This window comes from Sulfurimonas sp. ST-25 (assembly GCF_048079205.1).
Classification (GTDB): domain Bacteria; phylum Campylobacterota; class Campylobacteria; order Campylobacterales; family Sulfurimonadaceae; genus Thiomicrolovo; species Thiomicrolovo sulfuroxydans.
Genome location: NZ_CP182225.1, coordinates 1,897,254 through 1,923,248, shown reverse-complemented (window position 1 = coordinate 1,923,248; position 25,995 = coordinate 1,897,254). Strand labels below are relative to the sequence as shown.

At 58.2% G+C, this 25,995-nt stretch carries 29 protein-coding genes and 2 tRNA genes; 17 read left to right on the top strand and 14 right to left on the bottom strand.

The genetic code is table 11. From position 1 onward, the window contains the following. Positions 1-379: 379 nt before the first annotated feature. Positions 380-772: a rhodanese-like domain-containing protein gene (locus tag ACM66T_RS09915; protein ID WP_231018881.1), complete on the bottom strand. Its 393-nt coding sequence runs from the start codon at positions 770-772 to the stop codon at positions 380-382. 66 nt (positions 773-838) lie between these two features. Between ACM66T_RS09915 and ACM66T_RS09910 the strand changes: the two genes are divergently transcribed. Beyond that, entirely contained in the window at positions 839-1,213 is a 375-nt protein-coding gene (locus ACM66T_RS09910; protein ID WP_231018880.1) for a hypothetical protein, read from the top strand. 255 nt (positions 1,214-1,468) lie between these two features. Beyond that, a complete protein-coding gene (locus tag ACM66T_RS09905; RefSeq protein ID WP_231018879.1) occupies positions 1,469-1,996 on the top strand; it encodes a hypothetical protein in 528 nt (175 codons plus the stop codon). A gap of 63 nt (positions 1,997-2,059) precedes the next feature. Here ACM66T_RS09905 and ACM66T_RS09900 read toward each other — a convergent pair. Next, positions 2,060-2,134 (bottom strand) — tRNA-Glu (locus ACM66T_RS09900). A gap of 15 nt (positions 2,135-2,149) precedes the next feature. After that, a tRNA-Lys gene (locus ACM66T_RS09895) sits at positions 2,150-2,225 on the bottom strand. 242 nt (positions 2,226-2,467) lie between these two features. On the opposite strand from ACM66T_RS09895, the gene ACM66T_RS09890 reads away from it, so the two are divergent. The 10 genes from ACM66T_RS09890 to ACM66T_RS09845 are packed head-to-tail and all read left to right on the top strand — an operon-like array spanning position 2,468 to position 10,435. Beyond that, positions 2,468-3,415 carry an AAA family ATPase gene (locus ACM66T_RS09890; RefSeq protein ID WP_231018878.1) on the top strand — a complete coding sequence of 316 codons (948 nt, stop codon included), beginning with the start codon at positions 2,468-2,470 and terminating at the stop codon, positions 3,413-3,415. A gap of 7 nt (positions 3,416-3,422) precedes the next feature. After that, a complete protein-coding gene (locus ACM66T_RS09885) occupies positions 3,423-4,250 on the top strand; it encodes a DUF58 domain-containing protein (RefSeq protein ID WP_231018877.1) in 828 nt (275 codons plus the stop codon). 2 nt (positions 4,251-4,252) lie between these two features. Continuing rightward, positions 4,253-4,651 (top strand): hypothetical protein, encoded by a 399-nt coding sequence (locus ACM66T_RS09880; protein WP_231018876.1) that lies wholly within the window; start codon positions 4,253-4,255, stop codon positions 4,649-4,651. Next, positions 4,644-5,567, top strand: coding sequence for a vWA domain-containing protein (locus ACM66T_RS09875; protein WP_231018875.1), 924 nt, complete (start codon positions 4,644-4,646; stop codon positions 5,565-5,567). The genes ACM66T_RS09880 and ACM66T_RS09875 overlap by 8 nt, the downstream gene beginning before the upstream one ends. Then, positions 5,564-7,261 (top strand): VWA domain-containing protein, encoded by a 1,698-nt coding sequence (locus ACM66T_RS09870; RefSeq protein ID WP_231018874.1) that lies wholly within the window; start codon positions 5,564-5,566, stop codon positions 7,259-7,261. The genes ACM66T_RS09875 and ACM66T_RS09870 overlap by 4 nt, the downstream gene beginning before the upstream one ends. Further along, entirely contained in the window at positions 7,245-8,336 is a 1,092-nt protein-coding gene (locus tag ACM66T_RS09865) for a BatD family protein (protein ID WP_231018873.1), read from the top strand. The genes ACM66T_RS09870 and ACM66T_RS09865 overlap by 17 nt, the downstream gene beginning before the upstream one ends. A gap of 56 nt (positions 8,337-8,392) precedes the next feature. After that, on the top strand, positions 8,393-8,854 hold the full coding sequence (locus tag ACM66T_RS09860) for an NfeD family protein (RefSeq protein WP_231018872.1): 462 nt from the start codon (positions 8,393-8,395) through the stop codon (positions 8,852-8,854). Continuing rightward, a complete protein-coding gene (locus ACM66T_RS09855; protein ID WP_231018871.1) occupies positions 8,855-9,709 on the top strand; it encodes an SPFH domain-containing protein in 855 nt (284 codons plus the stop codon). Positions 9,710-9,739: 30 nt separating this feature from the next. Next, complete coding sequence (locus ACM66T_RS09850; protein ID WP_231018870.1) at positions 9,740-9,886, top strand: hypothetical protein; 147 nt, start codon at positions 9,740-9,742, stop codon at positions 9,884-9,886. A gap of 60 nt (positions 9,887-9,946) precedes the next feature. Beyond that, positions 9,947-10,435, top strand: a complete 489-nt coding sequence (locus ACM66T_RS09845; RefSeq protein ID WP_416768479.1) for a hypothetical protein — start codon at positions 9,947-9,949, stop codon at positions 10,433-10,435. On the opposite strand, the gene ACM66T_RS09840 is transcribed toward ACM66T_RS09845, so the two are convergent. From ACM66T_RS09840 to ACM66T_RS09820, 5 genes are all read right to left on the bottom strand, one after another. Next, on the bottom strand, positions 10,420-10,752 hold the full coding sequence (locus ACM66T_RS09840) for a hypothetical protein (RefSeq protein ID WP_231018867.1): 333 nt from the start codon (positions 10,750-10,752) through the stop codon (positions 10,420-10,422). The two genes, ACM66T_RS09845 and ACM66T_RS09840, sit on opposite strands and share 16 nt — an antisense overlap. A gap of 94 nt (positions 10,753-10,846) precedes the next feature. Next, entirely contained in the window at positions 10,847-11,521 is a 675-nt protein-coding gene (gene trhA, locus ACM66T_RS09835) for a PAQR family membrane homeostasis protein TrhA (protein WP_231018865.1), read from the bottom strand. 51 nt (positions 11,522-11,572) lie between these two features. Continuing rightward, positions 11,573-12,823 carry an NAD(P)/FAD-dependent oxidoreductase gene (locus tag ACM66T_RS09830; protein ID WP_231018864.1) on the bottom strand — a complete coding sequence of 417 codons (1,251 nt, stop codon included), beginning with the start codon at positions 12,821-12,823 and terminating at the stop codon, positions 11,573-11,575. Further along, positions 12,820-13,419, bottom strand: coding sequence for a hypothetical protein (locus tag ACM66T_RS09825; RefSeq protein WP_231018862.1), 600 nt, complete (start codon positions 13,417-13,419; stop codon positions 12,820-12,822). The genes ACM66T_RS09830 and ACM66T_RS09825 overlap by 4 nt, the downstream gene beginning before the upstream one ends. Next, a complete protein-coding gene (locus ACM66T_RS09820; RefSeq protein WP_231018861.1) occupies positions 13,416-14,249 on the bottom strand; it encodes a prephenate dehydrogenase in 834 nt (277 codons plus the stop codon). The genes ACM66T_RS09825 and ACM66T_RS09820 overlap by 4 nt, the downstream gene beginning before the upstream one ends. A 129-nt stretch (positions 14,250-14,378) precedes the next feature. Here ACM66T_RS09820 and bamA point away from each other — a divergent pair, with 129 nt between their 5' ends. Then, positions 14,379-16,622, top strand: a complete 2,244-nt coding sequence (gene bamA, locus ACM66T_RS09815; RefSeq protein WP_231018860.1) for an outer membrane protein assembly factor BamA — start codon at positions 14,379-14,381, stop codon at positions 16,620-16,622. A gap of 50 nt (positions 16,623-16,672) precedes the next feature. On the opposite strand, the gene ACM66T_RS09810 is transcribed toward bamA, so the two are convergent. The 6 genes from ACM66T_RS09810 to plsY form a co-directional block, all read right to left on the bottom strand. After that, entirely contained in the window at positions 16,673-18,145 is a 1,473-nt protein-coding gene (locus ACM66T_RS09810) for a Ppx/GppA phosphatase family protein (RefSeq protein WP_231018858.1), read from the bottom strand. 150 nt (positions 18,146-18,295) lie between these two features. Continuing rightward, on the bottom strand, positions 18,296-18,553 hold the full coding sequence (locus tag ACM66T_RS09805; RefSeq protein WP_231018856.1) for a YfhL family 4Fe-4S dicluster ferredoxin: 258 nt from the start codon (positions 18,551-18,553) through the stop codon (positions 18,296-18,298). A gap of 149 nt (positions 18,554-18,702) precedes the next feature. Continuing rightward, a complete protein-coding gene (locus tag ACM66T_RS09800; RefSeq protein ID WP_231018854.1) occupies positions 18,703-20,010 on the bottom strand; it encodes a sensor histidine kinase in 1,308 nt (435 codons plus the stop codon). Then, a complete protein-coding gene (hsrA, locus tag ACM66T_RS09795; protein WP_231018853.1) occupies positions 19,989-20,660 on the bottom strand; it encodes a homeostatic response regulator transcription factor HsrA in 672 nt (223 codons plus the stop codon). The genes ACM66T_RS09800 and hsrA overlap by 22 nt, the downstream gene beginning before the upstream one ends. Positions 20,661-20,740: 80 nt before the next feature. Continuing rightward, complete coding sequence (locus ACM66T_RS09790) at positions 20,741-21,067, bottom strand: dihydroneopterin aldolase (protein ID WP_231018852.1); 327 nt, start codon at positions 21,065-21,067, stop codon at positions 20,741-20,743. Then, complete coding sequence (gene plsY, locus ACM66T_RS09785) at positions 21,067-21,681, bottom strand: glycerol-3-phosphate 1-O-acyltransferase PlsY (protein ID WP_231018850.1); 615 nt, start codon at positions 21,679-21,681, stop codon at positions 21,067-21,069. Before plsY ends, ACM66T_RS09790 begins: the two co-directional genes overlap by 1 nt. 131 nt (positions 21,682-21,812) lie before the next feature. On the opposite strand from plsY, the gene nadA reads away from it, so the two are divergent. From nadA to ACM66T_RS09765, 4 genes are read left to right on the top strand one after another with little or no spacing between them, the layout of a single operon-like run. Beyond that, positions 21,813-22,811, top strand: a complete 999-nt coding sequence (nadA, locus tag ACM66T_RS09780; RefSeq protein WP_231018848.1) for a quinolinate synthase NadA — start codon at positions 21,813-21,815, stop codon at positions 22,809-22,811. Between the two features lie 26 nt (positions 22,812-22,837). Beyond that, positions 22,838-23,626 carry a carboxylating nicotinate-nucleotide diphosphorylase gene (gene nadC / locus ACM66T_RS09775; RefSeq protein WP_231021235.1) on the top strand — a complete coding sequence of 263 codons (789 nt, stop codon included), beginning with the start codon at positions 22,838-22,840 and terminating at the stop codon, positions 23,624-23,626. After that, complete coding sequence (locus tag ACM66T_RS09770) at positions 23,626-24,555, top strand: DHH family phosphoesterase (RefSeq protein ID WP_231018847.1); 930 nt, start codon at positions 23,626-23,628, stop codon at positions 24,553-24,555. The genes nadC and ACM66T_RS09770 overlap by 1 nt, the downstream gene beginning before the upstream one ends. Continuing rightward, positions 24,552-25,922 carry a M23 family metallopeptidase gene (locus ACM66T_RS09765; protein WP_231018845.1) on the top strand — a complete coding sequence of 457 codons (1,371 nt, stop codon included), beginning with the start codon at positions 24,552-24,554 and terminating at the stop codon, positions 25,920-25,922. Before ACM66T_RS09770 ends, ACM66T_RS09765 begins: the two co-directional genes overlap by 4 nt. Positions 25,923-25,995: the final 73 nt, after the last annotated feature.

Here is a 25,995-nt window from a genome sequence, read left to right as displayed (position 1 = left end):
GGTCTCAGCGCTGCAGAGAAAGTTATAATCAAGGCGACGCTTTGCACCCGAGGGCATTCCCTTTGGTCAAGGCCTGGCCTTAGCCAAGTCGAAAAGCGGCAACGCCGAGTATGGCTTTTCTCTGAAGCGCCCTTCGGGAGGGCTTTTGAAGCACGATCTTTCCTCCGTTTTCTTCTTGACTTAGCTACGGCTAGGCCTGCGCTGAAAACAAAGAAAATCTTACGCTTCAAAATCTCTCTGAGATCCATACAGGGTTTTTAGAGGTGCCCTTAATACAGTAACAGGTATAAAAATCCCCAGAAGAGAAAGACGATCAGCGCGATGACGCCGAAAACAACGGCGACCCGCAAGAGAATCAGCAGGGCGATTTTAAGCGGTTTCACTGATAGGGGACGATGGGAAGCCCCGCGCGGTAGGCGGTCATGATGCCCCCTTGCAGGTTGTAGACGGTATAGCCGTAGGTCTGCGCCAGGAAGGGGGCGAGCATCGACGTGCGGCTACCGGTGCGGCAGATCAGGGCGAAGGGTTTTGTCGTATCGACCTTGGCTTTGAGCTGAAGCATGAAGCGGTCGACGTTATAGCTCCCTTTCTCGTCGAAGAACATGATGGGGATGCTCCCTTTGACCAGGCCGGTCTCTTTCCATTCGCCGGGGGTCCGGATATCGACAATGGGGATCTGCTTGGCGAGAAGGGCCTGGCTTGCCGGTGCGTTGATGACCTCGGCATGCAGGAGCCCGGAAACGATGAGGCAAAAAAGAATCAGTTTTTTCATAGAGCGTTGCAACCTTATTAGAATAGGTATAATTATACCGTTTGAGCTCCCCCGAAAGGTGAACTATTGGCAAAAGCGTCGGCGAAAAAAGTGGAAGATGCCGCGAGGCTCCGCTATATCCGGGTACTCGAGCGTTTTACGAGCAGTATCACCAAGTATCTCTTCAAGGCCGAAGAGCCGACGCGGGAGCAGTTCGACAAGAAAGTCGACAACAACCGCAAATACCTCGACCGCATCGAGAAGGTCCCGCTCTACAAAGGGGACTATAACGACCTCGAAACCCTCGTGACAAAGATCCTCGCCTTCCGCGACGGCGATGCGACGATCGAAACGCTTAAAGAGGATATCCTCTACACGGCCAACCAGATCGAAAAGTCCATGAACCGCCGCCGCTATAAAAAGGACAAACACACCTCGGACAAGTTCAGGGATTGGGAATAATAGTAGCACTTCTTCTCTCTTCCGCATTTTTTTTCAGTGCATACCTTTTAAGAAAAAAGCCATTTTGAGCGCATATTTCTCGAAAAAGTATCAATTTTACCCATTTTTCTTAAGCCATCTATTCCCTGTGTCACGGAAGGTAGCAACATTTTTGTATTAAATCTTCTTAATAATTTTATTTAAAACGATTATCCATCGACCTTCAACGCACATTTCCTGTAAAATTCCACGCATTTTTTTGACGAGGAAGCTTTATTGAAACGTCTAGTGATACTTTTCTATGCCACGACCGAATTCCTGCGCGCCGCGCTCACGCCGGAACAGCTCTCGACACTGCAGACCGTGCGGGATGTCGCGCGCAGCATTCCCGACCGCAGCGGCGAGACGTACGAGAACACGCTCAGCGCCATCTGTCTGACGGAGAGCAGTGCCGGTCGGAATATCATCGGGGATTTTCATAAAGGGGTCGACATCACCAAGGCATCGCTGGGGCCGATGCAGGTGCAGGTGGCCACAGCCCGTTATGTGGCCGCGCGCGTCAAGACATTGGCATGGCTGAAGGCGCGCAGCGATGTGCAGATCGCCAACCTACTACTCACCGACCTCAAACTCTCCGCCGGCATCGCCGCGCACTACCTCGTCATCCTCAAAAACCGCCGCCACGACTATATGAAAAGTGTCAGCGGTTACAACGGCGGCATGGTGAACTGGCCCTATTTCGGACGGGTCATGAAGCATATGAAACTGGTCAAACGCCTGGTGGCATCGGGCGCACTGCAATAAAGTTAGAAAGAAAAAGTCACTTTTTAGATCGGTTTTTTTTGTTGGAGAAAAAAGGTTGGGAAGTGGTGACCCCACGGAGACTCGAACTCCGGTAACCAGAATGAAAATCTGGGATCCTAACCGCTAGACGATGGGGCCACTAAGGAGTAACAATGGTGTCCCGTGTTGGATTCGAACCAACGGCCACATCATTAAAAGTGACGTGCTCTACCAGCTGAGCTAACGAGACATTCAAACGTTAAGATAAGCTCTCTTCGTTTGTGGACGGGAATTATACGAAAAACGCACTTCAAAGTCAATAGTTTTTCGGCAGATATGCCAAAAAAATCAAAAAAATGTGCACCGGCACTTTTTCGGCGCCGAAACGGGATTTTTTTTCACCTTCCCTGCACGCATCCAACGGCATCGGGGCAGGGCAATCTATACCTTCAAAACGCTATAATGGCCCCATTGTCCTTATGAAGGTTTTTAATGTACTCCAAAATCGAAGCGATCAAGTCCGAGGTGGCCAAAGTCGTCGTCGGTCAGGAAAAGATGATCGACGGGCTGCTTATCGGCCTGCTTTGCGAAGGCCACATTCTTATCGAGGGGATCCCCGGGCTGGCGAAGACGACGACGGTGAAGGCGCTGTCGCAGAGTCTGGGGCTGCAGTTCAAGCGGGTCCAGTTCACCCCGGACCTCCTCCCCTCGGACATTCTCGGCGCCGAGATCTACGACCCGCAGCATAACGCGTTCAAGATCAAGCACGGGCCTGTGTTCACAAACCTGCTGCTGGCCGACGAGATCAACCGCGCCCCGGCGAAGGTGCAGTCGGCCCTGCTGGAAGTGATGCAGGAGCGTCAGGTGACAATAGGCGAGGAGAGCTTCAAGCTCGCACCCCCCTTCTTTGTTATGGCGACGCAGAACCCCGTGGAGCAGGAGGGGGTCTACCAGCTTCCCGAGGCGCAGCTCGACCGTTTCATGCTCAAGCTCAAAGTCGGCTACAACACGAAAGAGGAGGAGCTCGAGATCGCCCGCCGCATTGCTGCGGGCGTTTCCGAGACGATTAACGCCGTCATCTCCCATGAAGACCTGGAGGCTCTCAAAGCGGAGGTCAAACAGGTCCACATTGATGAAGAGGTGGAACGCTACATGATCGAGCTGGTCACTGCGACCCGCGAGCCCAAGGCGTACGGGCTCGATGACCTGGAAGATCAGTTGCAGTTCGGTGCGAGCCCCCGGGTGAGCATCGACATGTTCAAGGCCGTCAAGGCCATGGCCTACCTACGCGGCAAGGATTACGCCAGCCCTGTTGACGTTGCTTTCATTATCAAAGAGCTGATGCGCCACCGTATCGTGCTCAGTTACGAGGCCGAAGCGGACGGCGTCACGGCGGACGAAATCATCGACCGTGTGATTGAAGCGGTCCCGCTGCCGTAGGAGCCTTATGGGAACGGTTCAGCGCATCCTCGTCAAGGCCCGGCGCCAGGTCTTCAGCGAACTCATCGGCAACAACCCTTCCATCTTCCATGGGGAGGGGTACGACTTTATTGAGCTGCGCGAGTACATGCCCGGCGACGATATCCGCCATATCGACTGGAATATCACGGCGAAGATGCGCACCCCCTATATCAAGATCTTTCGCGAAGAGCGGGAGCTCAGCGTCGTTGTCGCGATGATGCTCGGCGGCAGCGTCCATTTCGGTCAGCACCGTTTCAAGCAGGAGGTGATGGCCGAGATCGCCGCGACGGTGGGTTACGCCGTGCAGTACAACAGCGACGCGCTGGGCTATATGCTCTTTGCGGACCGTCTTTACGAGGAAGGGCGCCCGACGAAGAACCGCTACGCCGTCTCCGAGCTGACGCAGAAGGTTGATGCTTTCGAGGCGGTCGGGAAGAAGAGCGATTACGACGCGATGGCCAAGACGCTCTACCAGCGCATCCGCCGCCGTTCGCTGCTCCTCGTCGTCGGGGATTTCTTCGAACTTCCCCAGCTGCGGCTGCTGGCAAAGAAGCACGAGGTCGTCTGTATCATCGTCCGCGACCGTCTCGAAGAGCATCCGCCGCCGTTCGGTTTCGCGTCGCTACGCGACCCCGAGAGCGGGATGCTGCTCGAAGGCGATTTCAACGCCCGGACCGTCCGCAATTATGAAGCGAAGGTCCGCGAGCATGATCATGCCCTCTACGAGCAGCTTCGCAAAGACGGCATCCGGTTTACGAAGGTCTACACGGATGATCATATCGGCGTCAAACTCCGGCGTCTGTTCGAGGGGTGATGATGCGTTCAGACGATATCCCGCTGCATGACATCAAGCCCCTGGTCGAGATCCATGACTACACGCCTTACTACCTGGCGGCTGCGGCGGCCGTAGTACTTTTTTTCCTGCTGCTCGTTCTCTATTTGCTGATTCGCCGTTATCGCGAGGAGAGAAGGGAGAACGGCCGTCGGACGTCTCTGAAAGCATTGGAAGCGGTCAACCTTGACGATGCGAAGCAGGCCGCCTACGCCATCACCCGCCTCGGCCGCCGTTTCGCGGAGGACTCCCCACAGCTTCAAGAAGCTTTTATGAACCTGGAGCAGCGCCTAGAACCCTACAAGTTCCGCAAGCGCGTGCCGCCCATCGACGAGGAGACCCGTGCGTATTTCAGGATCTATCTCGGGATGATCGATGTTTGAAGGGGTCTTTTTCGAATTCCCGAAAGTCATCTCCTTCCTCTTCATTTTTCTGGCCTGCGAGGCGCTATGCCGACTACGCCATCAGGGCTTCTACTTTCCGCATCTCGCCGCCTTCGCCGCGGTCACACTCAAACCCTCTTTCTGGCTCTGGCTGCTCAAATGGGCTTCAGTGATCCTGCTGCTTGTCGCATTGATGTCGCCGGTGAAAGAGCGGGTCTACCAACCCGTCAGTACCCCGGGGTACGCGATCAGCCTGGTGGTGGATGCCAGCGCCTCCATGCGCAACGGTGACTTTGACCCGGATGACCGCACCCGCAGCCGGTTCGAGGCGGTCCAGGAGATCCTGCAGGCCTTTGCGGCGCAGCGCAGCAGCGACAGCGTCGGCCTCGTCGTCTTCGGCACCCATACCTTTACGGCCGCGCCGCCCACGACCGACATGGGGATGCTTTCGCAGATCATCGGGCAGCTCTACGTCGGCATTGCCGGCAAATACACGGCGCTCTACGAGGCGATGGCCCGGGGGATCGTCTCGCTGCACGGTGCGAAGAGCGCCGAAAAGATCGTCGTGGTTCTGACCGACGGCCGGAACACGCCCGGCGCTCCGGTGGGCAGCGACGTTGCCCTTGGGCTGGCGGCCAAAGAGGGGGTGCGCCTCTATGCCGTCGTTATCGGGGAAGACCCCGCCCCGCAGGAGTCGATTCTTGAGACGCTCACGGCGCAGAGCGGCGGCGCGTATTTCACGGCAAGCGATAGTGCATCCCTTGCCGATGTCTACGCGCAGATCGATACCTTGGAGAAGTCGCCCCAGCGTCCGCCGGTGCTGATCGTCAATGAGTATTACTACATCTACCCGCTCTTTGCCGGCTTTTTGACGCTGCTGCTCTATATCTATCTGCGCAACCGGAGGGTGGCATGACCTTTCTCCACCCCGAGTTCTTCTACCTGATGCTGCCGCCGGTTCTGGTCCTATTCTACTTCATGCTGACCCAGAAGGAGCCGGCGGCGGAGCTCTTTGCCGGCCCTGTTTTCGAACGGCTCCGGGTGAACGAAAAACGCCTCTCCCTCCGTCAGCGCAACCTGATCTATCTGGCCATATTCGTCCTGCTGATTGCAGCAATGTCCCAGCCGGTTCTTACCGAGGCGACGGCCGTCGTGAAGGCGCCGGACGAGGCGTTGACGGTCGCCGTCGACATTTCGGCATCGATGCAGACGGAGGACGTCTACCCCTCCCGCGCTGCCGTTGCGAAAACGAAGATGCTTGCGCTGGTCGCGCGGGCGAAAAGAGAACAAATAGGGGTATTGGCCTTCGGCCGGGACGTCTATACCGTAGTGCCGCCAACGGCGGACAAAAGTGCGCTGACGGCGCTGCTGGAAGATTTCGCGTCCGACACCTACGCTGAGAAAGGGACCGATATCATGGCGCTGCTGGCCGCGGCGAGCGGCGTGATGGGCAAGACGGGGCGGAAAAATCTTCTTTTGCTCACCGACGGAGGCGACGGTCGCGACTTCTCCGAAGCGATCGTTTACGCGAATGCGCAGAAGCTCCACCTCTACATCCTTGGGATCGGGACGGCTGAAGGGGGCGTCTTGCAGCAAGACGGTACCCCTGTCCTGCGGGGGGAGAAGCCGGTCAGGACAGCGCTGAACCCTTCTTTGCGCTCCCTGGCCGAATCCACGGGCGGCGCTTATGTTGACACGACGGTGGGCTCCCGCGACATCGCCGCGCTGCTCTACGAGCTTCGCCGCCATGCCGAAGGGGGCGAGACGGGGGTCAAGGAGATCCGCCGGTACGGTCAGCTCTACATTTTGCCGCTGGGGCTGGCGCTCTTTTTGCTGCTCGTGGCGAACGCCTCGATGAGCCGCCGCGAGCGCGTGGCCGTTCCTCCGGCACTGCTGCTGGGGGTTCTGCTGTTCGGACATACGGCAACGCTGCGGGCGGAGTCCTTTGACTACGAACTGCTGGAGACGGCGCAGCACTATTATGAGCAGGGCGATTACGATCGCGCGGCCCGCGCCTTTTACCGCTACGGCGTACGTAAGGATAACGACCCCCAAGCGATGTACGACAGCGCCCATGCCCTCTACCGTGCGGGCAGATACGACGCGGCCGCGGCATTGTGGGGACGGATTCGCACCAAGGAGCGGCTGCTGCAGTTTGCAACCCTGCACAACCTGGGGAACGCCCGGGCGATGCAGGGCGGCAGGGAGAACCTTGAAGCGGCGATCAAGGTGTACCAGAAGGCGCTCTACCTCCAAAACGACCCGCAGACGCGGGAGAACCTCTCCATCGTCCGGGGGCGGCTGATGCGCCTGGTGCAGGCGGAGCGACGCCGCAATGCAGCGGCCGCAATGACGGAAGCGGGCGGGGAACACAGTGCCTCCGACGCTTCCTCTCCGGCAGGCGGCGCACAGGCCCCTTCCGCGCAGACGGAAACATCCGAGGGGCAGGAGGCAAAGCCCTCCGAAGCCTCGGGCGAAGCGAAGACGGCGGCGATGAGCGATTACGAGGCGGCGATGTGGCGCCAATCGCTGCAGCGGCAGACCCGGACGCACCTCTACAAGATCTCGCCGAAGCGCGCGGGGGGAGGCGACCATGTCGATCCGTGGTAAAGCGCTGGCTCTGCTGATGGCTGTCAATGCGCTTTCGGGGTACGAGCTGACGGTCGAGAGCTCCTCACGCCAGGTCTACCAGGGTGAACCGCTGCAGCTTGTCTACCGTTTTGCGCACACCGCGCCGGACAAGGGGGTCGATTTCCGTTTCGCGGCGCCGGAACTGGCGCATTTCCAGCTGCTGCAGAGCCATGCCGAGGAGCGGAACGAAAACGGGAAGGAGCTTTGGGAGAAGACGTACGTCGTCGCCCCGCTTCAAGGCGGGGAGCTCTCGAGCGGCACGGCGGCGATGAACGTCGCCGAACGCACCTATACGCAGGATGCGTGGGGGCAGTGGATGCCGTCGGTGACATGGCAGCAGCATCTTTTCGAACCCGTAACGCTCTTTGCCAATCCTGTCCCGGGCGGGGTGCAGGCGGTCGGCGATTTCGCGTTGAAGGCCGTCATCGACCGCAACACGACCGAGAGCGGCGGACCCGTCCGCCTTACCTTGTCGCTCTCGGGGTGCGGCAACCTGGCAACGGCACAACCGCTGCGGATGGCGGTTGCCGGTGTGAGCGTTTTTGACGAGGGGCATACCGCGAATGCTGCGTGGAAGGACGGCTGCTATTACAATGAAGTGAACCGGACCTTCGCCCTGGTCGGCGCGCGGGACTTTACGATCCCTTCGGTGCGTTTTCGCAGTTTCGACCCGGCGACGCAGCGCGTCGTCACGGCGTCGTCGCTGCCGATACCGGTCCACGTCCGTGCCGCGGTGCATTCACAGCAGAGAGAAATTCCAAAGGAGGAGACGATGACGATCTGGAGTCTGGCGGCGGGGAGTGCCGCCGGTTTTGTCCTCGGCGTCGCGCTGACGCTGCTTGCCGTGCGCCGCAGAAGCAAAGAGGAGCGGGTCCATGTCGACTCGCTGCGCACGGCGCTGGTGGCACTGTTCAAGCACCTGGACGATCCCGAAGCGAAAAAGAGCGCAGAGGCGGTAGAGAAGTACCTCTACGAAGCGGCGGAAGCTCCGGACAGCAGCAAGATTGCCATGTTGCTCGGCCGTTTGAAACGTGGGGAGCGGAAAGCGCGTTGAGGACATACTCATGCAGGTTTATTCGCTATACTTGTATGAACACGGAGGAGTAAAGCATGCTCGATTGGTTGAACGCAAACGTGGAGTGGTGGCACTGGGTGATCCTGGGGATGGTGCTGATAGGCCTGGAGACGATGGCGCTGACCTTTCTGCTGCTGGGAATCGGCGTCGCCGCGATCCTGACGGGTACGCTGGCCTATCTCTTTGATCTTTCATTTTCTACGGAACTGCTGATCTGGTCGATCCTCTCCACGCTCTTTGTCGTGGGGTGGTGGCGTTTTATACGGCAACGGACCGTGTCGGAGAGCGGTCAGCCCAATTACAGGGTCGACACAAAGGGGACCGTCACCGAGGGGATCGAACCGCCCCAAAGGGGAAAAGTGCTCTTTGATATCCCTGTCCTGGGCAACCGCGAATGGCCCGCTTTCGCCGACGAGCCGCTCGCCGTAGGCACCAAAGTTCGTATTGTCGACGTCAGCGGCCAGCTGATCAAAGTGACCCCCCTCAAGGAGAACTAAATGGTTTCACTCTATCTTATCGGCGTCTTCGCCCTGGTTATTATCGTCACACTCTACAAAGGGATCAAAGTCGTCCCTCAGGGCGAGGAGTGGGTCATCGAGCGGCTGGGCAAGTTCTACCGGACCCTCACCCCGGGGCTCAATCTCATTATCCCCTACATCGACGGCGTGCGCGAGCGGATGACGACGCGGGACATCATCCTCGACGTCCCGCAGCAGGAGGTCATTACGATGGATAACGCCGTCATCCTCACCAACGCCATCGCCTTCATCCGGGTGACGCGCCCCTCCGACGCGGTCTACGGCGTCGAGGATTTCCGCATGGCCATCGTCAACCTCGTTATGACGACGCTGCGTTCCATTATCGGGGAGATGAAGCTGGACGAGGCGCTTTCCAACCGCGATATGATCAAGGCCCGCCTGAAAGAGCAGATCATCGACGACGTCGCCGACTGGGGCGTCACCGTCAAGTCTGTCGAGATCCAGGACATCAGCCCGAGCCCTTCCATGCAAAAAGCGATGGAACAGCAGGCCGCCGCCGAGCGCGAACGCCGTGCCGTCGTCACCAAGGCCGACGGGAACAAGAACGCCATGATCCTGGAAGCCGAAGGGAAGCTCGAGGCCGCCAAGCTCGAAGCGCAGGCCCAGGTCGCACTGGCCCAGGCCTCTGCCGAAGCGATCGCCCGTATCTCGGAATCGATCCAGGAGAAGGAGCTGCCCGCCATGTTCCTGCTCGGCGATCGCTACATTGCGGCACTGGAGAAACTGAGCGAGAGCCAGAACGGCAAATTCGTCGTTTATCCCGCAGACGTTCAGCAGGCGGTCAAAGGGATGCTCGGCAGCGTCTTCAAATAACGCCGCTCAACCTGGCCAAAAGGAGTGACGATGAAAGGCATCACGGGGACAGCAGCCGTACTGCTGCTGGTAAGCGTGCTTGAGGCGGGGGAAGTGGGCCCTATGAACACCTTTGTCGCCAATACGCCGGCCCTCGCCGATGAGGTCAACGCCAACTTCGGCGAGCATACGACGTAGATCAACGACAACAACAGCCGCATCTCGGCCAACACCGCCGCCATCGCCGCGATCGGTCTGGTGGGATGGAGTACCCTGGCCGTCCCCCGGACGACATCCCCTCTTACCGGGACGTTTGTCGGGGAGTTCGTCAAAATAGGCGATATGGGGAGCTATGTCAAGCAGCAGGACGCATCGGTGCTCGAGATCCAGTACAGCGGCCGCATCTGTGTCGGGGTCATTGCCGACGATCAGGTCATTTTCGAACTGCGGGTCGACGACACACCTTCGTCGGCGGGACCTGCGCGTACGATGCTGCAGTATGGCGAAGAGGGGGTCTTCCTTCGCATCCGGCGACGATCACGGGGATCTTCGACGGCCTCTCGGCCGGCAGCCATACCGTCAGTATGTGGGTCAGAGCCGAGTCGTCCGGGATGGCTGTCGGGTCGACAAATGCGCTGTACAATCCTGCCGACAGCAGTGCGGATCATCTTGTCATCAAAGAGTTCGGTACGCCGTAAGCCGGCATTCTCCGCAAGGCTAGGTTCATCCGGTTATACTCCGAAATAGGGTTCGAGTTCGACATTGGCCATGCAGCCGGTGTCGATGTCCCTTAAATGCCTGAACAGCTCCCGCAGCAGCGCATGGCGTTCTTCGCCGGAGGACATGACAAACGAAAACTGCAGGTTCCGATACCGGTCCAGCTCTTCGTCGATGTACTCACCGGACACCTTTTGCTCGAGACTCATGCGGTCGACATCGGCGACAGCGTTGATCGTGCGGATATACTGCTCGACGATCCACCGGGCCTCGTCATTGATACGCGTGTCCATAATCCCGCCGAGATCGTAAATGTCGATGGTGAAGGAGCCGAGATACCTTTTCATAACACTCCTAGTACTTGCTTCTGCTGCAATTTTTACGCTTCATTATCATCTAAAAAGTGCATCCCCCTCTCCACTTTGCAGTACAGCGGCGGAACTATCGGCTTGGAATGAGAAAGAGGACGACAAAAAAGTGAAAAACGCTGCCGCCGAGGACAAAGAGGTGCCAGACGGCATGGTTGAGATGCAGTGAATCCCAGACGTAGAAGATAATCCCCAGGGTATAGGTGAGCCCGCCGGCAAGCAGGAGGGAGAGGGTGAGCGTGTCGACGTGGGCCAGCATCGGTTTGGCGGCGACGAGTACCAGCCAGCCCATCAGGGCGTACAGGACAAGGGAGAGGGTTTCGAAACGGCCGTGGTAGGCCACTTTCAGATAGATGCCCAGTGCGGCGACTCCCCATTCGACGCCGAAGATGATCCAGCCGAATGAGCCCTGGATGCCGAGCAGGGAGACGGGGGTATAGGTCCCGGCGATAAGGAGGTAGATGGCGGAGTGGTCTAGCTGCTGGAGAATCCGTTTCGCCATGGGAGCGGTGACGGCGTGGTAGAGGGTGGAGATGCCGTACATCAAAATAAGCGCGATGCCGAATACCAGGGCGCCTGCGAGCGCTTTGCCGCTGCCGCTCTGGGCTGCAAGCAGCGTCAGGATGCTCATCGCCGCGACGCTGAGCAGCAGGCCGAGCCCATGGGTGACGGCGTGCCAGATCTCTTCGGCGATGGAAAAAGAGTTGATATTCTGTTTGATTACGGCGCCTTTTGAGGAGGTTGTCACATTATACTCCAACAAAAATTTCCGTCTTATTACCGCCGGCGCGCTTGAAGATTACTGCGGGGTGGGGAGGGCGCCCAAGTGCCCGGCGAGGTAGCCGCTGGCGAAGGACCACTGCAGGTTGTAGCCGCCGCAGGGACCGTCGAGGTTCATCAGTTCGCCGCAGAAGTAGAGCCCTTTGATGAGTTTGCTCTCCATCGTTTCGGGCCGGATCTCCTTGAGGGAGACCCCGCCGCGGGTGATCATCGCCATCTTGAAGCCGTCGTGGCCGGTGACGGTCAGGGGGGTCCAGGCGAGGAGCCTGAGCAGGGCATCGCGCACCTTTCCGCCCAGTTTATTGAACATCGTCTGCGGGTCGGCGTGGGCGAGGGCGCAGAGTTGCAAACTTAGGGCCTCGGGCAGCAGGGTCATGACAAGGTCGATCGTGACGGCGTCGGGATGGTCGTTTTGGTATGCTCTGAAATGCTTGAGCAGGTCGTCCTCGCTCATCCCCTTCGTCATATTGATCAGCAGCGGTACTTCGCCATAGGTCTCCAGCAGCGGGGTGACGTCGCGGGCGAAGTCCAGCACGGCGGGCCCCCTGATGCCAGTCTTGGTGAAGATGAGGTCCCCGGTCGCGCGCAGTTTTTTCGCCTTTTTCAGGTCGACTCTGATGGTGACCTTGGGGATCGTATCGGCGCGGCAGTGCTCTACCCAGGTCTCTTTGGTTTTCAGCGGCATCATGGCGGGGTAGAGCTCGGTAACGGTGTGTCCCGCCTGCTGCGAGAGGGCGTAGCCGTCCCCTTCGGCGCCGAGCTGGGGGTAGCCGAGCCCCCCGGTGGCGAGTACGACATTTGGGGTGGCAAAGACGTCCGTTTCCGTCGTCACCCCGGTGACATGATCGCCGTTATGCTCGACGGAGATGACTTTCTGATTGCAGCGTACCTCGACCCCGAGGCGCTCAAGCTCCTTCTCCAATGCCGAGAGGATCGTCTCCGCGCTATGGGTAACGGGAAAGACCCGGTAGCCGTCGGGGGCGTGGGTTTTGACGCCGATCTCACCGAAAAAAGCGATCAGGGCTTTGTGGTCGAAGGCCTCCAGCGCCGGGGTCATGAAGCGGCCGTCGCGGCCGAAGCGGGCCATAAAGGCGGTGTTGTCGAGGGTATTGGTGAGGTTGCAGCGGCCGCCGCCGGTGGCTTTGAGCTTGGCGCCGGGTTTGGAGAGCTTTTCAAGCAGCAGCACCTGATTGCCCTGCCGGGCCGCGACGATGGCGGCCATCATGCCTGCGGCGCCGCTGCCGGCGACGATGACGTCGAAGGCGTTCATTCGACCTTTTCGGATTCCAGCTGCATCCGGGCATACCAGCGGTGCAGGGCAGGGGCGATCTGCTCCAGGTACTCCCAGAGGTTTGCAGGCGTATCGGCCTGCATCGTCAGACCGTAGGAGACCTCGCCGAAGAGCAGGGGGTCGTAATCGGTCGCGTTTGCGCGGGCCTCTTTGATCATCTGCTGCGGGTTGAAGGTACCGGCGAAGTTCGTGTCGAACTGCAAGAAGGTGTGGACGTCGTTCGTCGCGACGAGCAGGCCGTACTGGGTCATGGCGAGCAGGTCGTGGCAGTCGCTGTACTGCTTGTCGTTGTGCAGGTCGTAGCTGGCGGTGTAGATGTGGCGGTCGGAGCCGTTGAGGCGGAACTGGACGATACAGAGGGCGATGGTCTGCCCTTTGTAGTCGACGTTGAAGATGGAGGGTTTGAACTCGCAGGTGACGGCGTTGTCTTCGAGGAGCTTACTGTTATTGTCCGCGACCTTGACGGCGACGAAGGGGATCCCCTGCTGGGTCCCGAGCGGCACGGCCTGCACGAAGGAGAGGTTGGCAATGAGGTCCTGGAGATTCTGCGGGAGAATCGTATTGGCTTCGGTCACAGGAGGATCTCGTGCAGCTTTTTACCGGTCTCGAGGCGATTGTGCACCTCCTCCCACGCTTCATCCTTGATCGCCTTTTTCATAGCGTCTAGTTCGTTTTCGAAGAGGGTGATCGCTTCGAGGAGATGCTCCTTGTTCTGGCGGAAGATATCTTCCCACATATTTGGCGAACTCTTCGCCAGGCGGCTCATGGAGCGGAAGCCCCCCGCGGCCAGGGCGAGGATGTTGTATTTGTCCTCCTGGTTCAGTACCGTATTGGCCAGGGAGTAGGAGATGGCGTGGGGCATGTGGCTGATAAACGCGGCGTGGCGGTCGTGGTCGTGGGCGCGCATGTAGTGCAGCCGCATGTGTAGGCCCGAGAAGAGCCGGACGGCCGTCTCCTGCTGCTGCTTGCCCGAATCGGCCATGTCGCACAGGACGACGACCTTGTCTCTGTAGAGACCAGAGACCGCGGCCTGGGGGCCGAAGTTCTCGGTACCGGTCATAGGGTGGGCGGCGATGACGTTGCGGCGGATGCTCTCCGGGATGCTTTCGACGATCCGGGCCTTGGTACTTCCCAGGTCGATCACGGTCGCGTCCGCGTTGATGCGGCCGGGCATCTGCTGCAGGATGCTCATGATGCCGTCGACGGGGACGGAAAGGAAGATCGTATCGCACTGAAGGACGGTGTCGAAATCAACGACCCTGTCAACGAGTCCCAGTTCCAGCGCCGTGGCGCAGTGGGAGGCGTTGTGGTCGTGTCCGATCACCTCATTGACGAAGGGAAGCTGCCGCAGGTCCATTCCCAGCGAGCCGCCCATCAGTCCCAGTCCGATAATTCCCAGTGTCATCACACCTCCTTAATGTCGCGCTTATTGTAGCGCCCGCAGGATTAGAGGGGGCTTTTTACGTCCTATTAACCTGCGGGCTGGTAGAATCCTTGTTTCCAAAAAACAAGAAAATATGCATATAGGGTTCTGATGAAACAGTGGTCGGCACTGATAGCGGTGTTTTTGACGGCTTCGACGCTCGCGTTCGCCGCCGAAACCGTTGAAAAAGTACAATTCGAAGGGCTGGTCCATATCTCCGAGGGGGTGGCCGAACAGCTGTTGGTGCAGAAGGCGGGGACGCCGCTGGAGACGGAGAAGGTCGACAAGACGATCGAGCGCTTTTTCGGGCAGGGATATTTCACGGACATCTACGCGACGTACGACGCGGGTGTACTGACCCTTCATTTCACTGAGAAGCCGGTCATCTCGCGCATCGAGCTCAAGGGGTGGAAAGAGAAGGACGAGGATACGCTGAAAGATGTCGTCCAGCTGAAAAAGGGCACCCTCTACGATCCGAAAAAGCTCGAGGCGGCGAAGAAGCGCATCGTCGACAACCTTTCGCAGGAGGGGAAGATCGACTCCGTCGTCGAGATCGAAACGGAGCATCTTGATAACGGATCCGTCGCCGTCACCTTCGTCGTCAACGAGGGCGAGACGATTCTGATCAAAAAGCTGAATTTCAGCGGCGTGGAAGGGCTCGATCCCGACGTTTTCGATGAAAACATCGCCAACAAAGAGCATCAGTTCATGGGGTGGTTCTGGGGCCGCAACGACGGGAAGATGATGCTCGACCAGCTGCAGTACGACCCGATGCGCATCCGCGACACCTATATGCAGCACGGCTATATGGATGCGAAGGTCGATGCCCCCTTTACCCGGATCGACTTCGACGATTATACGGCCGAGATGAGTTACCAGGTCTCGGAGGGGCAGGTCTACATCACCAAGGCGATCGAGCTGCATCAGCAGACCCACGTCATTGACGATGCCGTCCTGCGTGACGTTATCACCCTCGAGACGGAGCAGCCGTTCAATATCAAAACCTTCCGGGAGGACGCGGAGCGGATCAAGACGAAGATTGCCGACCTGGGCTACGCCTACGTCCGGGTGCTTCCGGACCTGCGCAAGGACAAAGAACACGGCACGCTCGAGGTCGTCTACCGCATTATTCCGGGCGAAAAGGTGTGGATCCGCAACGTCGTGATCTCGGGGAACAACCGCACCCTCGACCGCATCGTCCGCCGCGAACTCTACCTGGGGCCGGGTGACCTCTATTCGCTGACGGACCTGAAAGATTCGCGCAACGCCCTGGGGCGTACCGGTTATTTTGACGCCAACACCATCGAGGAAAAACGGGTCGACGACCACTCCATGGACCTGGTCGTAAAGGTCAAAGAGGCGCCGACGGGCAACATCCAGCTTGGCGGCGGTTACGGCAGCTACGGCGGGTTCATGCTCAGCGTCGGGGTCAATGACCGTAATATTTTCGGTTCGGGCATCAATGTCGGGCTGCGTCTGGAGCGCTCCCAGCGTTCAAATAACTATTCGTTCAACATCTCCAACCCGCGCCTCAACGACAGCGATTTCAGCGGAAACTTCTCGATTTTCTATAGCGATTTCCAGTACAACGACTATACGACCCACTCCGATGGGGTGACGCTTGGGACGGGACACCGTTTCAGCCGTTACATCTCCGGATTCCTCAACTATACCTACTCCAACGTCAACTACCGGGACGTGAACCTGTCGCTCTATTCGCAGGATCAGCAGCGCTTTTTCGAGAGCTATGACAAGAGCGCCGTCTCGGTCGCGATGAGCTTCGACAATACGGATGACTACTATGTCGCGCGGAGCGGGTGGGCGATCTCGGAGAGTATCGAGCGGGCCGGGCTCGGGGCCCAGGCGAACTATGTCAAGAGCCGGACGGAACTAAGCAAATACAACGGGCTGGACGAGTGGCTCGGCTTTGACCTGATTTTCCGCTACAAAGCGCGTTACTACCTCGCACGCGATACGGGTTACCTGCCGCTGGCGGAGCGCTTCTACATGGGCGGGCTCGGGTCGGTCCGCGGCTACGAGTCCTACTCCATGCCGTACTACCGCAATACCGTCTCCGGCGACAACGTCCGCATCGGGGGGAAACAGACCTTCTCGCACAATGCCGAGCTGAGCTTCCCGCTGGCCCCGAAGGCGAAGATGCGCCTGACGACCTTCCTGGACTGGGGCTGGATCGGTACCACGTCGCTGTCGGAGTTCTCCCGCGGCGGATACGGTGTCTCTCTGGAGTGGTTCTCACCGATGGGACCGCTGCAGCTGGTCTTCGCCAACCCGATCAACCCGGAAACGGACGACCGGATCTCCCACTTCGAATTTACCATCGGGCAGCGCTTCTAAGCCGCCCCTTCCATCCTGCGATCAAATTTCATGCGGCATTGCTGCCGCAGCTACGCAATCTGAACCGTCAGCTCTTTCTCGATACCCAGCCGTGCGATCTGCTCTTTGGCAAGATAGAGGGAGCTGCCCTCTTTGGCCCGGACATGCAGGACACCTGTTTCATCGAGAGAGAGGTCGAAATCGATATTGCGCGGCCGGTGGGTCAGCAGGGCATCCGAGAGCGCGAGCAGCAGGTTGAGACGGTTGAGGGTTTTCGCCTTCGGGAGCAGACGCTGATAGTCGCTGTAAAAAGGTTTGGCGATTTTTCGCGTTTTGTGATAGCGCACCAGTGCCGCCACCGTCATGATCTCTTCGTGGCTGTAGCCGTACTCCAGGGCGCTTTCTACCAGGTACTGGCTGTTCTTGTGGTAGGAGTAAAAATGGACCGACGCGCCGACCTTGGCGAGCTGGGCCGCAATCTTGAGGAGACGTCGGGTCTCCTCGGGAAGGTGCATGGGGGCTTGCAGCAGGTCAAACAGGCGCATGGCGACGGTCGGGAGCTGGTTGGAAAAGCTTGTTTCGATCGTGTGGCAATCGAGGAGGTAGCGCAATGAGGGGTTGTAGCCCGCCGGGAAACGGTGGCGGTTGTGGCGCAGCAGGTCGGTGAGGTAGAGCCCCTCGCGTACCCCGGCGCCGCTTGTGACAAGGGTTTCGCAGCCGACATGCTGCAAAAAGCGCATCAGGATCAGGGTTCCGGGCCGGATGACGTCATAGCGCTCTTTTTTGACGCCGAGCTGTTTGAGCGCCTCGTCGTCGGGGGCGGCGAGGATCTTTTTCCCCAGCGCCATCAGCGCATCCGCGCCGAAGGTAAAAGCGTGCAGCTTCTTGATGGGGTGGGCCTGGTTTTTCTGGATGATCTGGGCCAGGGCACGGAAGGTGCCGCCGATACCGATGACAATGGGGCTCGTAACCGGCGGCATGGCGGCAAACTGTGCATCGATATAGGCGCGGGCGCCGTCGAGGTCGCCCCGGTCGCAGAAGAGCTCTTTGAGCCGGACGGTGCCAAGGTTGAGCGAAGCGCTCTGCATGACGTTCCCGGAGGCGATACAGGCGTATTCCGTCGAACCGCCGCCGATATCGATGGTGCGGGCGCTCATGGCCGGAAGAAGGTTGGCCGCGGCGACCCCGCCGAGATACGCCTCCTTCTCCCCGTCGATCACTTTGATCTGCAGGCCGAGCTCGTTACGGGCGCGTGAGAGGAAGAGGGCTCGGTTGGGGGCGTCGCGTACGGCGGAGGTGGCGACACAGAGGAGTTTGCGGCTCCCGTAGGCGCGGGCGATGCTGAGAAACTCGCCGAGGGCCTCCAGGGCGCGGTCGATGGCGGCACTCTGGAGGTTGCCGTCGTCGGCATAGGCTCCTTCGCTGATCCGGACGCGGCTCTTGGACTCATGCAGCAGCGAGAAGGCAAAGCGGCTGCTTTTTTCGAAGACCACCATTCGAACGGAGTTGGACCCGATATCGATGATCGCGGTACGCTTTGCCATGAAGTCCCTTGTGTCGGCATTGGAATAATGAAGGGATTATAGTCTTTGTCGTGTAAAAGGCTCCTAAGATAGGAGTGCATGGAAAGGGGGATTAAAAAAGATTGTGCCGTCGCATACAATGTGCGGCGACGGCGGGAAGAAGTAGCGGAATCAGTCCTCGTACTCGGCCATGATCTGGTCGTGTTTGAATTTCAGTTCGGCTACGGTTTCAACGTTGTCTTTGTCCGGGACGATACAGTCGACCGGGCAGACGGCGATGCACGCCGGTTCGTCATAGGTACCGACACATTCGGTACAACGGTCGGGGTCGATGATGTAGATCGGATCCCCCTCCTCAATTGCTTCGGTCGGGCACTCTTCTCTACAGGCATCGCAGGCGATACACTCATCATTGATCAGCAGGGACATACATACCTCGTTTGTGACGCGCTCGCGTCAGTAATTTAATTGCGAGTTATAGCAGAAGAAACCTTTGGCGAGTTTGAAGTGTAAAGCATTCGCCCGAAAGGTGTCATTCGGATTAGATTTCGTGATAAAAAGGGGGAGGAAGGGGCGCCCTATTTTTTCTTCTGCTGGGGAAGGGGACAGCAGAGTTTGGCGCGCAGCACCAGCCTCGCTTCCGTTCCGTCGACACCGTCGGTTCGGTTGCGCAGCGTGATCTCCGCTCCCATGGCGTCGGCGGCGCTTTTGGCGAGGAAGAGTCCCAGGCCGACGCCGGACTTGGTCCCGAGGCGTTTGAAGGGGGCGAAGAGGTCGACGCTGTCGTCGATCCCGCACCCTTCGTCTATCACCCGGATAACAAGATCCTCCCCCTCCGCTCGGCTGGTAAAGGTGACCTTGCGCCCTTCGGGGGTGAATTTGACGGCATTTTGAAGGAAGTTCTGCAGGATCTGGTTGAGCAGTCCCTCCTGGATCGTCGCTTCATACGATTCGGGCTGGAGGTCGTATTCGAGGGTTTTCTGTTCGGCCCGGGCCAGCAGCGCAAAATCCTCCCCCTTGCGCCGGAGCATGTCGATGATGTCCCGGCGCACCGGCGCTTCGAGCTGCGCCCCCTCCTGGCGGCCGATGTTGAGGATATCGGCGACGATCTTGTTCATCTCGTCGACGGTCTCGTTGGTCTTCTTGATCGCCTCGATATACTCTTCGGGGCTCCGTTGCTTGATCAGGGTGACCTGGTTTTTGAGTTTGATGACGGCCAGGGGCGTTTTGAGCTCATGCGCCGCACCGATGAAGAGCTCTTTTTGGTATTTGACGAAGTTCTGGATCCGCGCCAGGAGGCGGTTGATCGTGACGCCGAGGGGTTCGAACTCTTCGGGCAGATGCTCGACGCGGATCGGGCGGACAAGGTGCTCGTTCATATTCGCCAGGCGGTGGCTGAGCTGCCGGATGGGGATGGTGAGCATCTTGGAGAGGGCGATGGCGTAGAGGACGATGATGAAAAAGCCGATGGCGTTGATGATGAAGATCGAACGCAGGATCTTTTTGAGCAGCTTCTTCATCGTACTGATGTCTTTGGAGACTTTGAGATAGGTCTTTTGTGCCTGCTCGAAGGGGTAGAGGAGGACCAGGTAGTCGCGCCCGTTGTTGCTGTCGTCAAAAAAGTGCGGTTCGTCGCCGGAAGCATCGTAGAAGATCAGCTCCACGCTGACGCCCAGCAGGGCGTCGGTGTCATTGCTCATCGTATCGGAGAGGGACTGGAACTCGGTGATGTTCTTGGCGAACTGCAGCATCTCATGCTGTTTCTCGTCATAAATGTTCTGTCGGATGTAGAAGTAGAGAATAGAGGAGAAGATGATCAGCAGCGCCGCCGAAGCGACGATCAGCTGAATGAGGAAACGGTTCCTTATGCTTCTTTCGGAAAACAAAAACGGTATCCGCGGCGGCGTACGGTCTCGATGGTTGTGATGTTGAGGGGTTTGTCCATCTTCTGGCGGATCTGGTTGATCGCGACCTCGATAACGTTTGGCGTGACGAGTTCGGGCTCTTCCCAGATGGCGTCGAGCAGCTGCTCTTTGGAGACGATCTGGTCGCGGTGGCGGGCCAGGTGCGTGAGGACCTCGAACGGTTTGCCCTTGAGTTCGATCTCTTTCTCTTTGTAGATGATCTTCTCTTCTTCAGGGTTGATGATCAGGTCTTCGATCTCGATAATGTTGCTGCCGCCGAAGCGCAGGCGGGCTTCCAGGCGTGCGACGAGGACGTCGAAGTCGAACGGTTTACGGATAAAGTCGTCTGCACCGGCACGCAGCGCGGCGATCTCGCTCTCGTTGTCGTCGCGGGCGGAGAGAACGACAACGGCCGTTTTCGGTGTATTGGCCTTGATGTCGGGAATAATGTCGATGCTGTTACCGTCGGGGAGCATCCAGTCCATCAGAATCAGGTCATAGTTGCGGATATCGAGGTAATATTCACCGTCTTTGAGGGTTTCGACGACGTCGCTCTGGTATCCAAACTCTTTAAGCCCTTCGGCCAGAGTTTTGTTGAGTGTGATCTCATCTTCAATGATCAAAATGCGCATGCATTAATCCTCTAATTGTTGAAAATTTTCGCGAAGTATAGCACAGTTTTAGAAAATTTTAAACTTTTTTTCAATTTTCTTTAAAAATTGGATTTTTTTGTGACAGAGACCCTGCAGTCGGGGAGGATGTCCGGTTTGGCGACGGTGAGCGAGAGGCTTTTTATGCCCGGAAACGCCTTTTTCAGTGTAATAGAAAGCGCTTCAAGAGCCTCTTCAACGAGGGCGAACTTTTCCTGCCGCATCTGTGTCCTGATATGGTCGGCGACGGCGGCGTAGTCGATGAAACGCTCCGCCTCATAGTCGTAGTCGATGACCGCGTCGACAATGACGCGCTGCGGGGTGACCCGCTCGAAATCAAGAATGCCGATGATGCAGTCGAAGGTGAGGGCGCGGATCTCGATGGTCATCAGACGACGCGTTTCTCCTCGCCCCTGACGAGGCGGACGATGTTGGGAATATGTTTGTAAAAGAGGAGCACGACGATCAGGATGACCGGGGCGTGCGCCATCTCCGGATGGAGGATGAAGCTGGCCACGAGCAGGGCAAGGACGCCGCTCAGCGACGAGACGGAGGAGATCCGAACCGTTTTGGCCAGGATCCCCCAGACGGCGAGCGCGATCAGTGTCTCAAGCGGCAGCATGACGAGCATGACGCCCATACCCGTCGCGATCCCTTTGCCCCCTTCAAACCAGAGGTAGGGGCTGAAGCAGTGGCCGGCAACGGCCAGGACGGCCACGCCCCACTGGGCCGCTTCGCTCATCCCGAAGGCTTTCGCGATCAGCAGGACGACGACCCCTTTGAGGGCGTCAAGAAGGAGGGTCGCGATACCGAGTTTTTTCGCGAGCGCGGGGTTGGTCTCTTTGACGACGCGCAGCACGTTCGTCGCGCCGATGCTTTTCGAACCGCCCTCTTTGACATTGACGCCGGCGAACAATTTGGCCAGGACGAGTCCGAAGGGGATACCGCCTACAAAGTAAGCCAGCAGGTAGAACTGTACATTGGGATTGAAGAGGAAGTCCATAAAAACAGGGCCTTGAGAGTAGATATGAATTGTAAGGGATATGGTAACGACGCTTTGGTTATAATTCCATTAATATTCCGGGCGGCGCACCGCTGGCGGCGGCCCGATACCAGACAGATAGGGGAGATGATTTGACGGATAACACCGAAGAACTCAAAGCAAAGATCCGCGCGCTCAAGGAGAAGCTGAGCGTAACGGTCGTTGCACACTTCTACCAGCGCGACGAAGTCTTTGACATGGGCGACATTACCGGCGATTCGCTGGAACTGGCCAAGAAGACGATGGCGGACGACAGCGAGTTTGTCGTCTTCTGCGGTGTCGGTTTCATGGGACAGAGCGTCAAGGTGCTCAGCCCCGAAAAACGGGTCGTCATGCCGAAGATCGCCTGCTGTGCCATGGCGAGGATGATCGATAGCCTCTACTTTGACGAATCCGTCAAGAAAATGGAAGAGGCGGGCATCGCTGAAGCGAATATCCTGCCGATCACCTATATTAACTCCAACGCGGACGTCAAGGCCAAGGTCGGCAAGATGGGCGGGATGGTCTGTACGAGCTCCAATGCGAAAACGATCATCGAAACGGCGTTGAAAGAGGGCAAGAAGATCCTCTTCGTGCCCGACCGCTGCCTGGGGCAGAACATCGCCAACATGATGGGGCTCAAATCCGCCGTCATCGGGATTGATGACAACCTTGCCGATGCCGACATCATCTGTTACGACGGCTTCTGTTCGGTCCACCAACTCTTCAGCGTCGACGACATCCGTTTCTACCGCAAGAAGTACCCGGGGATACTCATCGCCGTCCACCCCGAATGCGATCCCTCTATCGTCGCCGAAGCCGATTTCACGGGCTCGACCTCGCAGCTGATCAAGTATATCGCCGAACTTCCGGAGGATCAGAAGGTCGCCGTCGGCACCGAGTTCAATCTCGTCAACCGCCTGCGCCCTAAGAACACCTACGTCCTTTCATCAACGAAGCCGGAGTGCCCGACGATGAACGAAACGACCCTCGAAGACCTCTATAACACCCTCAAGTCGATCGACGAAGGCGAACCGATGAACGAGATCCACGTGGACGAAGAGACGCGCAAATGGGCCAAGGTCGCCCTTGATCGGATGATGGCGCTGTGAATATCGAACACTTTATCGAAGAAGTGATGGCCGAGGATGTCGGCCGCGGAGACCTCTACGCACGGGTGTCGGAGGCGGTTGAGGCTTCGGCCAAGATCTATGCCAAAAGCGACGGTGTTCTGGCCGGCGTCTTGTACGTCGATACCCTGGCGAAGATGGAGAGCATCTATGTCAAGTGGTTCGTGAAAGAGGGCGAGCGCTTTGCCAAAGGGGATGTGATCGCCCACTTCAGCGGGGATTCGCACACCCTGCTGCGCTGCGAACGCACGATCCTCAATATGATGCTGCATGCCAGTTCGATCGCGACGCTGACCCGCCAGTATGTCGACCTGATCGAACCCTACGGCACCAAATTGCTCGATACGCGTAAAACGCGCCCGATGCTCCGCAACTTCGAAAAGTATGCGACGCGCATCGGCGGGGCCGTGAACCACCGCATGGGGCTGGATGACTGTCTGATGCTCAAAGATACCCACCTGCGCACGATCAAGGACCTTGACGCTTTCATGGCCGACGCGCGCAAAAGGATTCCCTATACCGCCAAGATCGAGATCGAGGCGGAGACATTTGAGATGGCGAAGAAGGCGATGGACGTGCGGGCGGATATTGTCATGTGCGACAACATGACCCCCGTGCAGTTGCGCGAGGTGGTTGTCTACAAAAACACGAACTACCCCTACATCAAACTTGAAGCGAGCGGGAACATCTCCCTTGAAACGATCGAATCGTATGCGGCCACGGGGGTCGACGCGATCAGCACGGGTTCATTGATCCATCAGGCGAACTGGATCGATCTCTCCATGAAAATGGACTGATGCGCGAAGCGATCGAAGCCGCGGAACACATTGCGCTGATTGCCCACGTGCATCCGGATGCGGATTCGCTGGGCAGCGCATGCGCCATGTATGCCCACCTGCTTCGGCTGCAAAAGCGCGTGACGCTTTTTTGTGCAAGCGAAGCCATCGATGAACGGTTGTTCTGTTTGCCATGGGCGGATAAGATCACATCGCGTTGGGATGAAACGGCAGACCTGGCCATCGCGTTCGACTGCGGTGATTCGGCACGACTGGGCGTACTTCCGAAATGTACGTTGATCAATGTCGACCACCACGGCAGTAACGACGGCTTCGGGCATATCAAGCTCATTGACAAGGAAGCGGTCAGTACCACCGCCGTCCTTTTGACATGGTTCAAGACCGAAGCGATCAAAATCAACGCCAAAATGGCGACGGCGCTCTACGCCGGGATTACCGAAGATACTCTGGGATTTATGAGCCGTCGGACGGACGCGGCGGTTTTCGAGATGGCCGCTGAGCTCGCCCGGGCCGGGGCGGAGGTCGTGTCGGTGAATCACGCGCTTTTCCTGCGCCGTCCGCTCTCGGCACTGCGCCTTAAGGCCTTGATGCTCTCAAGCCTTGCCCTGCGCAGCGATGCACGTATCGCTTTGTTGCAGGTGACCCGGGCGATGATGGAACAGAGCGGGGCGGACGATACGGTTTGCGACGATGTCCTGCAGGAAGTACTGGGTCTGCCGACGGTCTGCGTGGCCGTGATGCTCTGCGAGCGTGAAGCGGGTGTGCTCAAAGTGTCGCTGCGTACCGACGACGGGATCGACGTCGGGGTGATCGCGGAGGCTTTCGGCGGCGGCGGACACCATTTTGCGTCCGGGTTCACGGCAACGGGGACGGCGTTGGAGCGACTGTCAGAAAAAATGATCGACATTATTGAAAAGGAGTTGGAATGAGACGACGAAAAAAGGGATACGGCGGCGTGATGTTTTTGAGCATCCTGCTCGCGGCGATCGGAGGAGCGGTCTACCTGTACACCTCGGATGCGTTCGAGCGTGACGTACCGGATATCCGCATTGAAAACAGCGGTTACTGGAACGGCGAGGCCCCGCTCAAGGTCTCCATCGACGATCAGAGCGGCATCGTGGAGTACAAGATCACGCTGATGAGCGGCAGCAACCAGACGATCCTCTCCGAGGCGAAATCGCCTGCACCGGAGAAGTCGAAGCAGTTTGAGCTGCAGGTCCCTGCCCGCACGATCGGCAAGCAGACCGATGTCGTCACCCTCGAAGTCGAGGCGCGCGACGCCAGCCGCTGGAACTTCTTCGCCGGGAACCGCGCGGTCAAACGCGTCACCCTGAAGATCGACGCCCGTCGACCGAAAGTGGGGATTATCGCCAACTCCTACAAGATCACGAAGGGCGGTTCGGCCCTCGTGGTGTTTGAAGCCGAAGACGAGAACCTCGAAGAGCTCTACATCGAGACGAGCTTCGGGCGCCGCTTCAAGGCCGTACCCTTTTATGCGGAAAATTACTATGTCGCGCTGATCGCATGGCCGGTGACTGCCGAGCGTTTCCGGGCCTACGTCATCGCCGACGACGTCGCGGGCAATCGGGCAAAGGCCTACATCCCGCTGCACCTTCAGGAGAAGCAGTACCGCGTTTCGAAGATCAAACTCAGCGACCACTTTCTTAACGGAAAGGTTTCCGATCTCGCGCAGATGTACGGTGCTCCGGCCAACGCCGATATGATTGAGCGTTTCCGCTATGTGAATGAAACCATGCGCGCGCAGAACGAAGAGCTGATCCACAACATTACGTCGAAAGTAGGGGATGCCCAGATCGACCGGTTCGACCAGCAGCCGTTCTATCCGCTGCGCAACGGACAGGTGGTTGCCAGTTTCGGTGATCATCGTCTTTACTACTACAACGGCGCGAAGGTCAGCGAATCCTACCACCTTGGGCTCGACCTCGCCAGCGTGAAAATGGGCAAGATCAAGATTCAGAACCCCGCGGATATCGTCTTTGCCGACGAGAACGGTATCTACGGTAATATGCCGATCCTGGCCCACGGTCTGGGGCTCTATACCCTTTACGGGCACTGTTCGAATCTGAACGTCACCCAGGGCGAACACGTTGATGCGGGAACGCACATCGCCAATACGGGGATGACGGGTTACGCCATGGGAGACCACCTCCACTTCGGCGTTCTGGTCCAGGGCGTGGAAGTAAGACCGGAGGAGTGGATGGACAAGCAGTGGATCCGTCTCAATGTCAGCGATGTCATCAAAGAGGCAAAAAAGGTGATCGACCGCCGCCGTTAACAGGCGGAGTTATCACAATTTATTCACGTTTTTAGGCTATAATAGCGCCAATAACGAGCCTGTAAGGGGGATG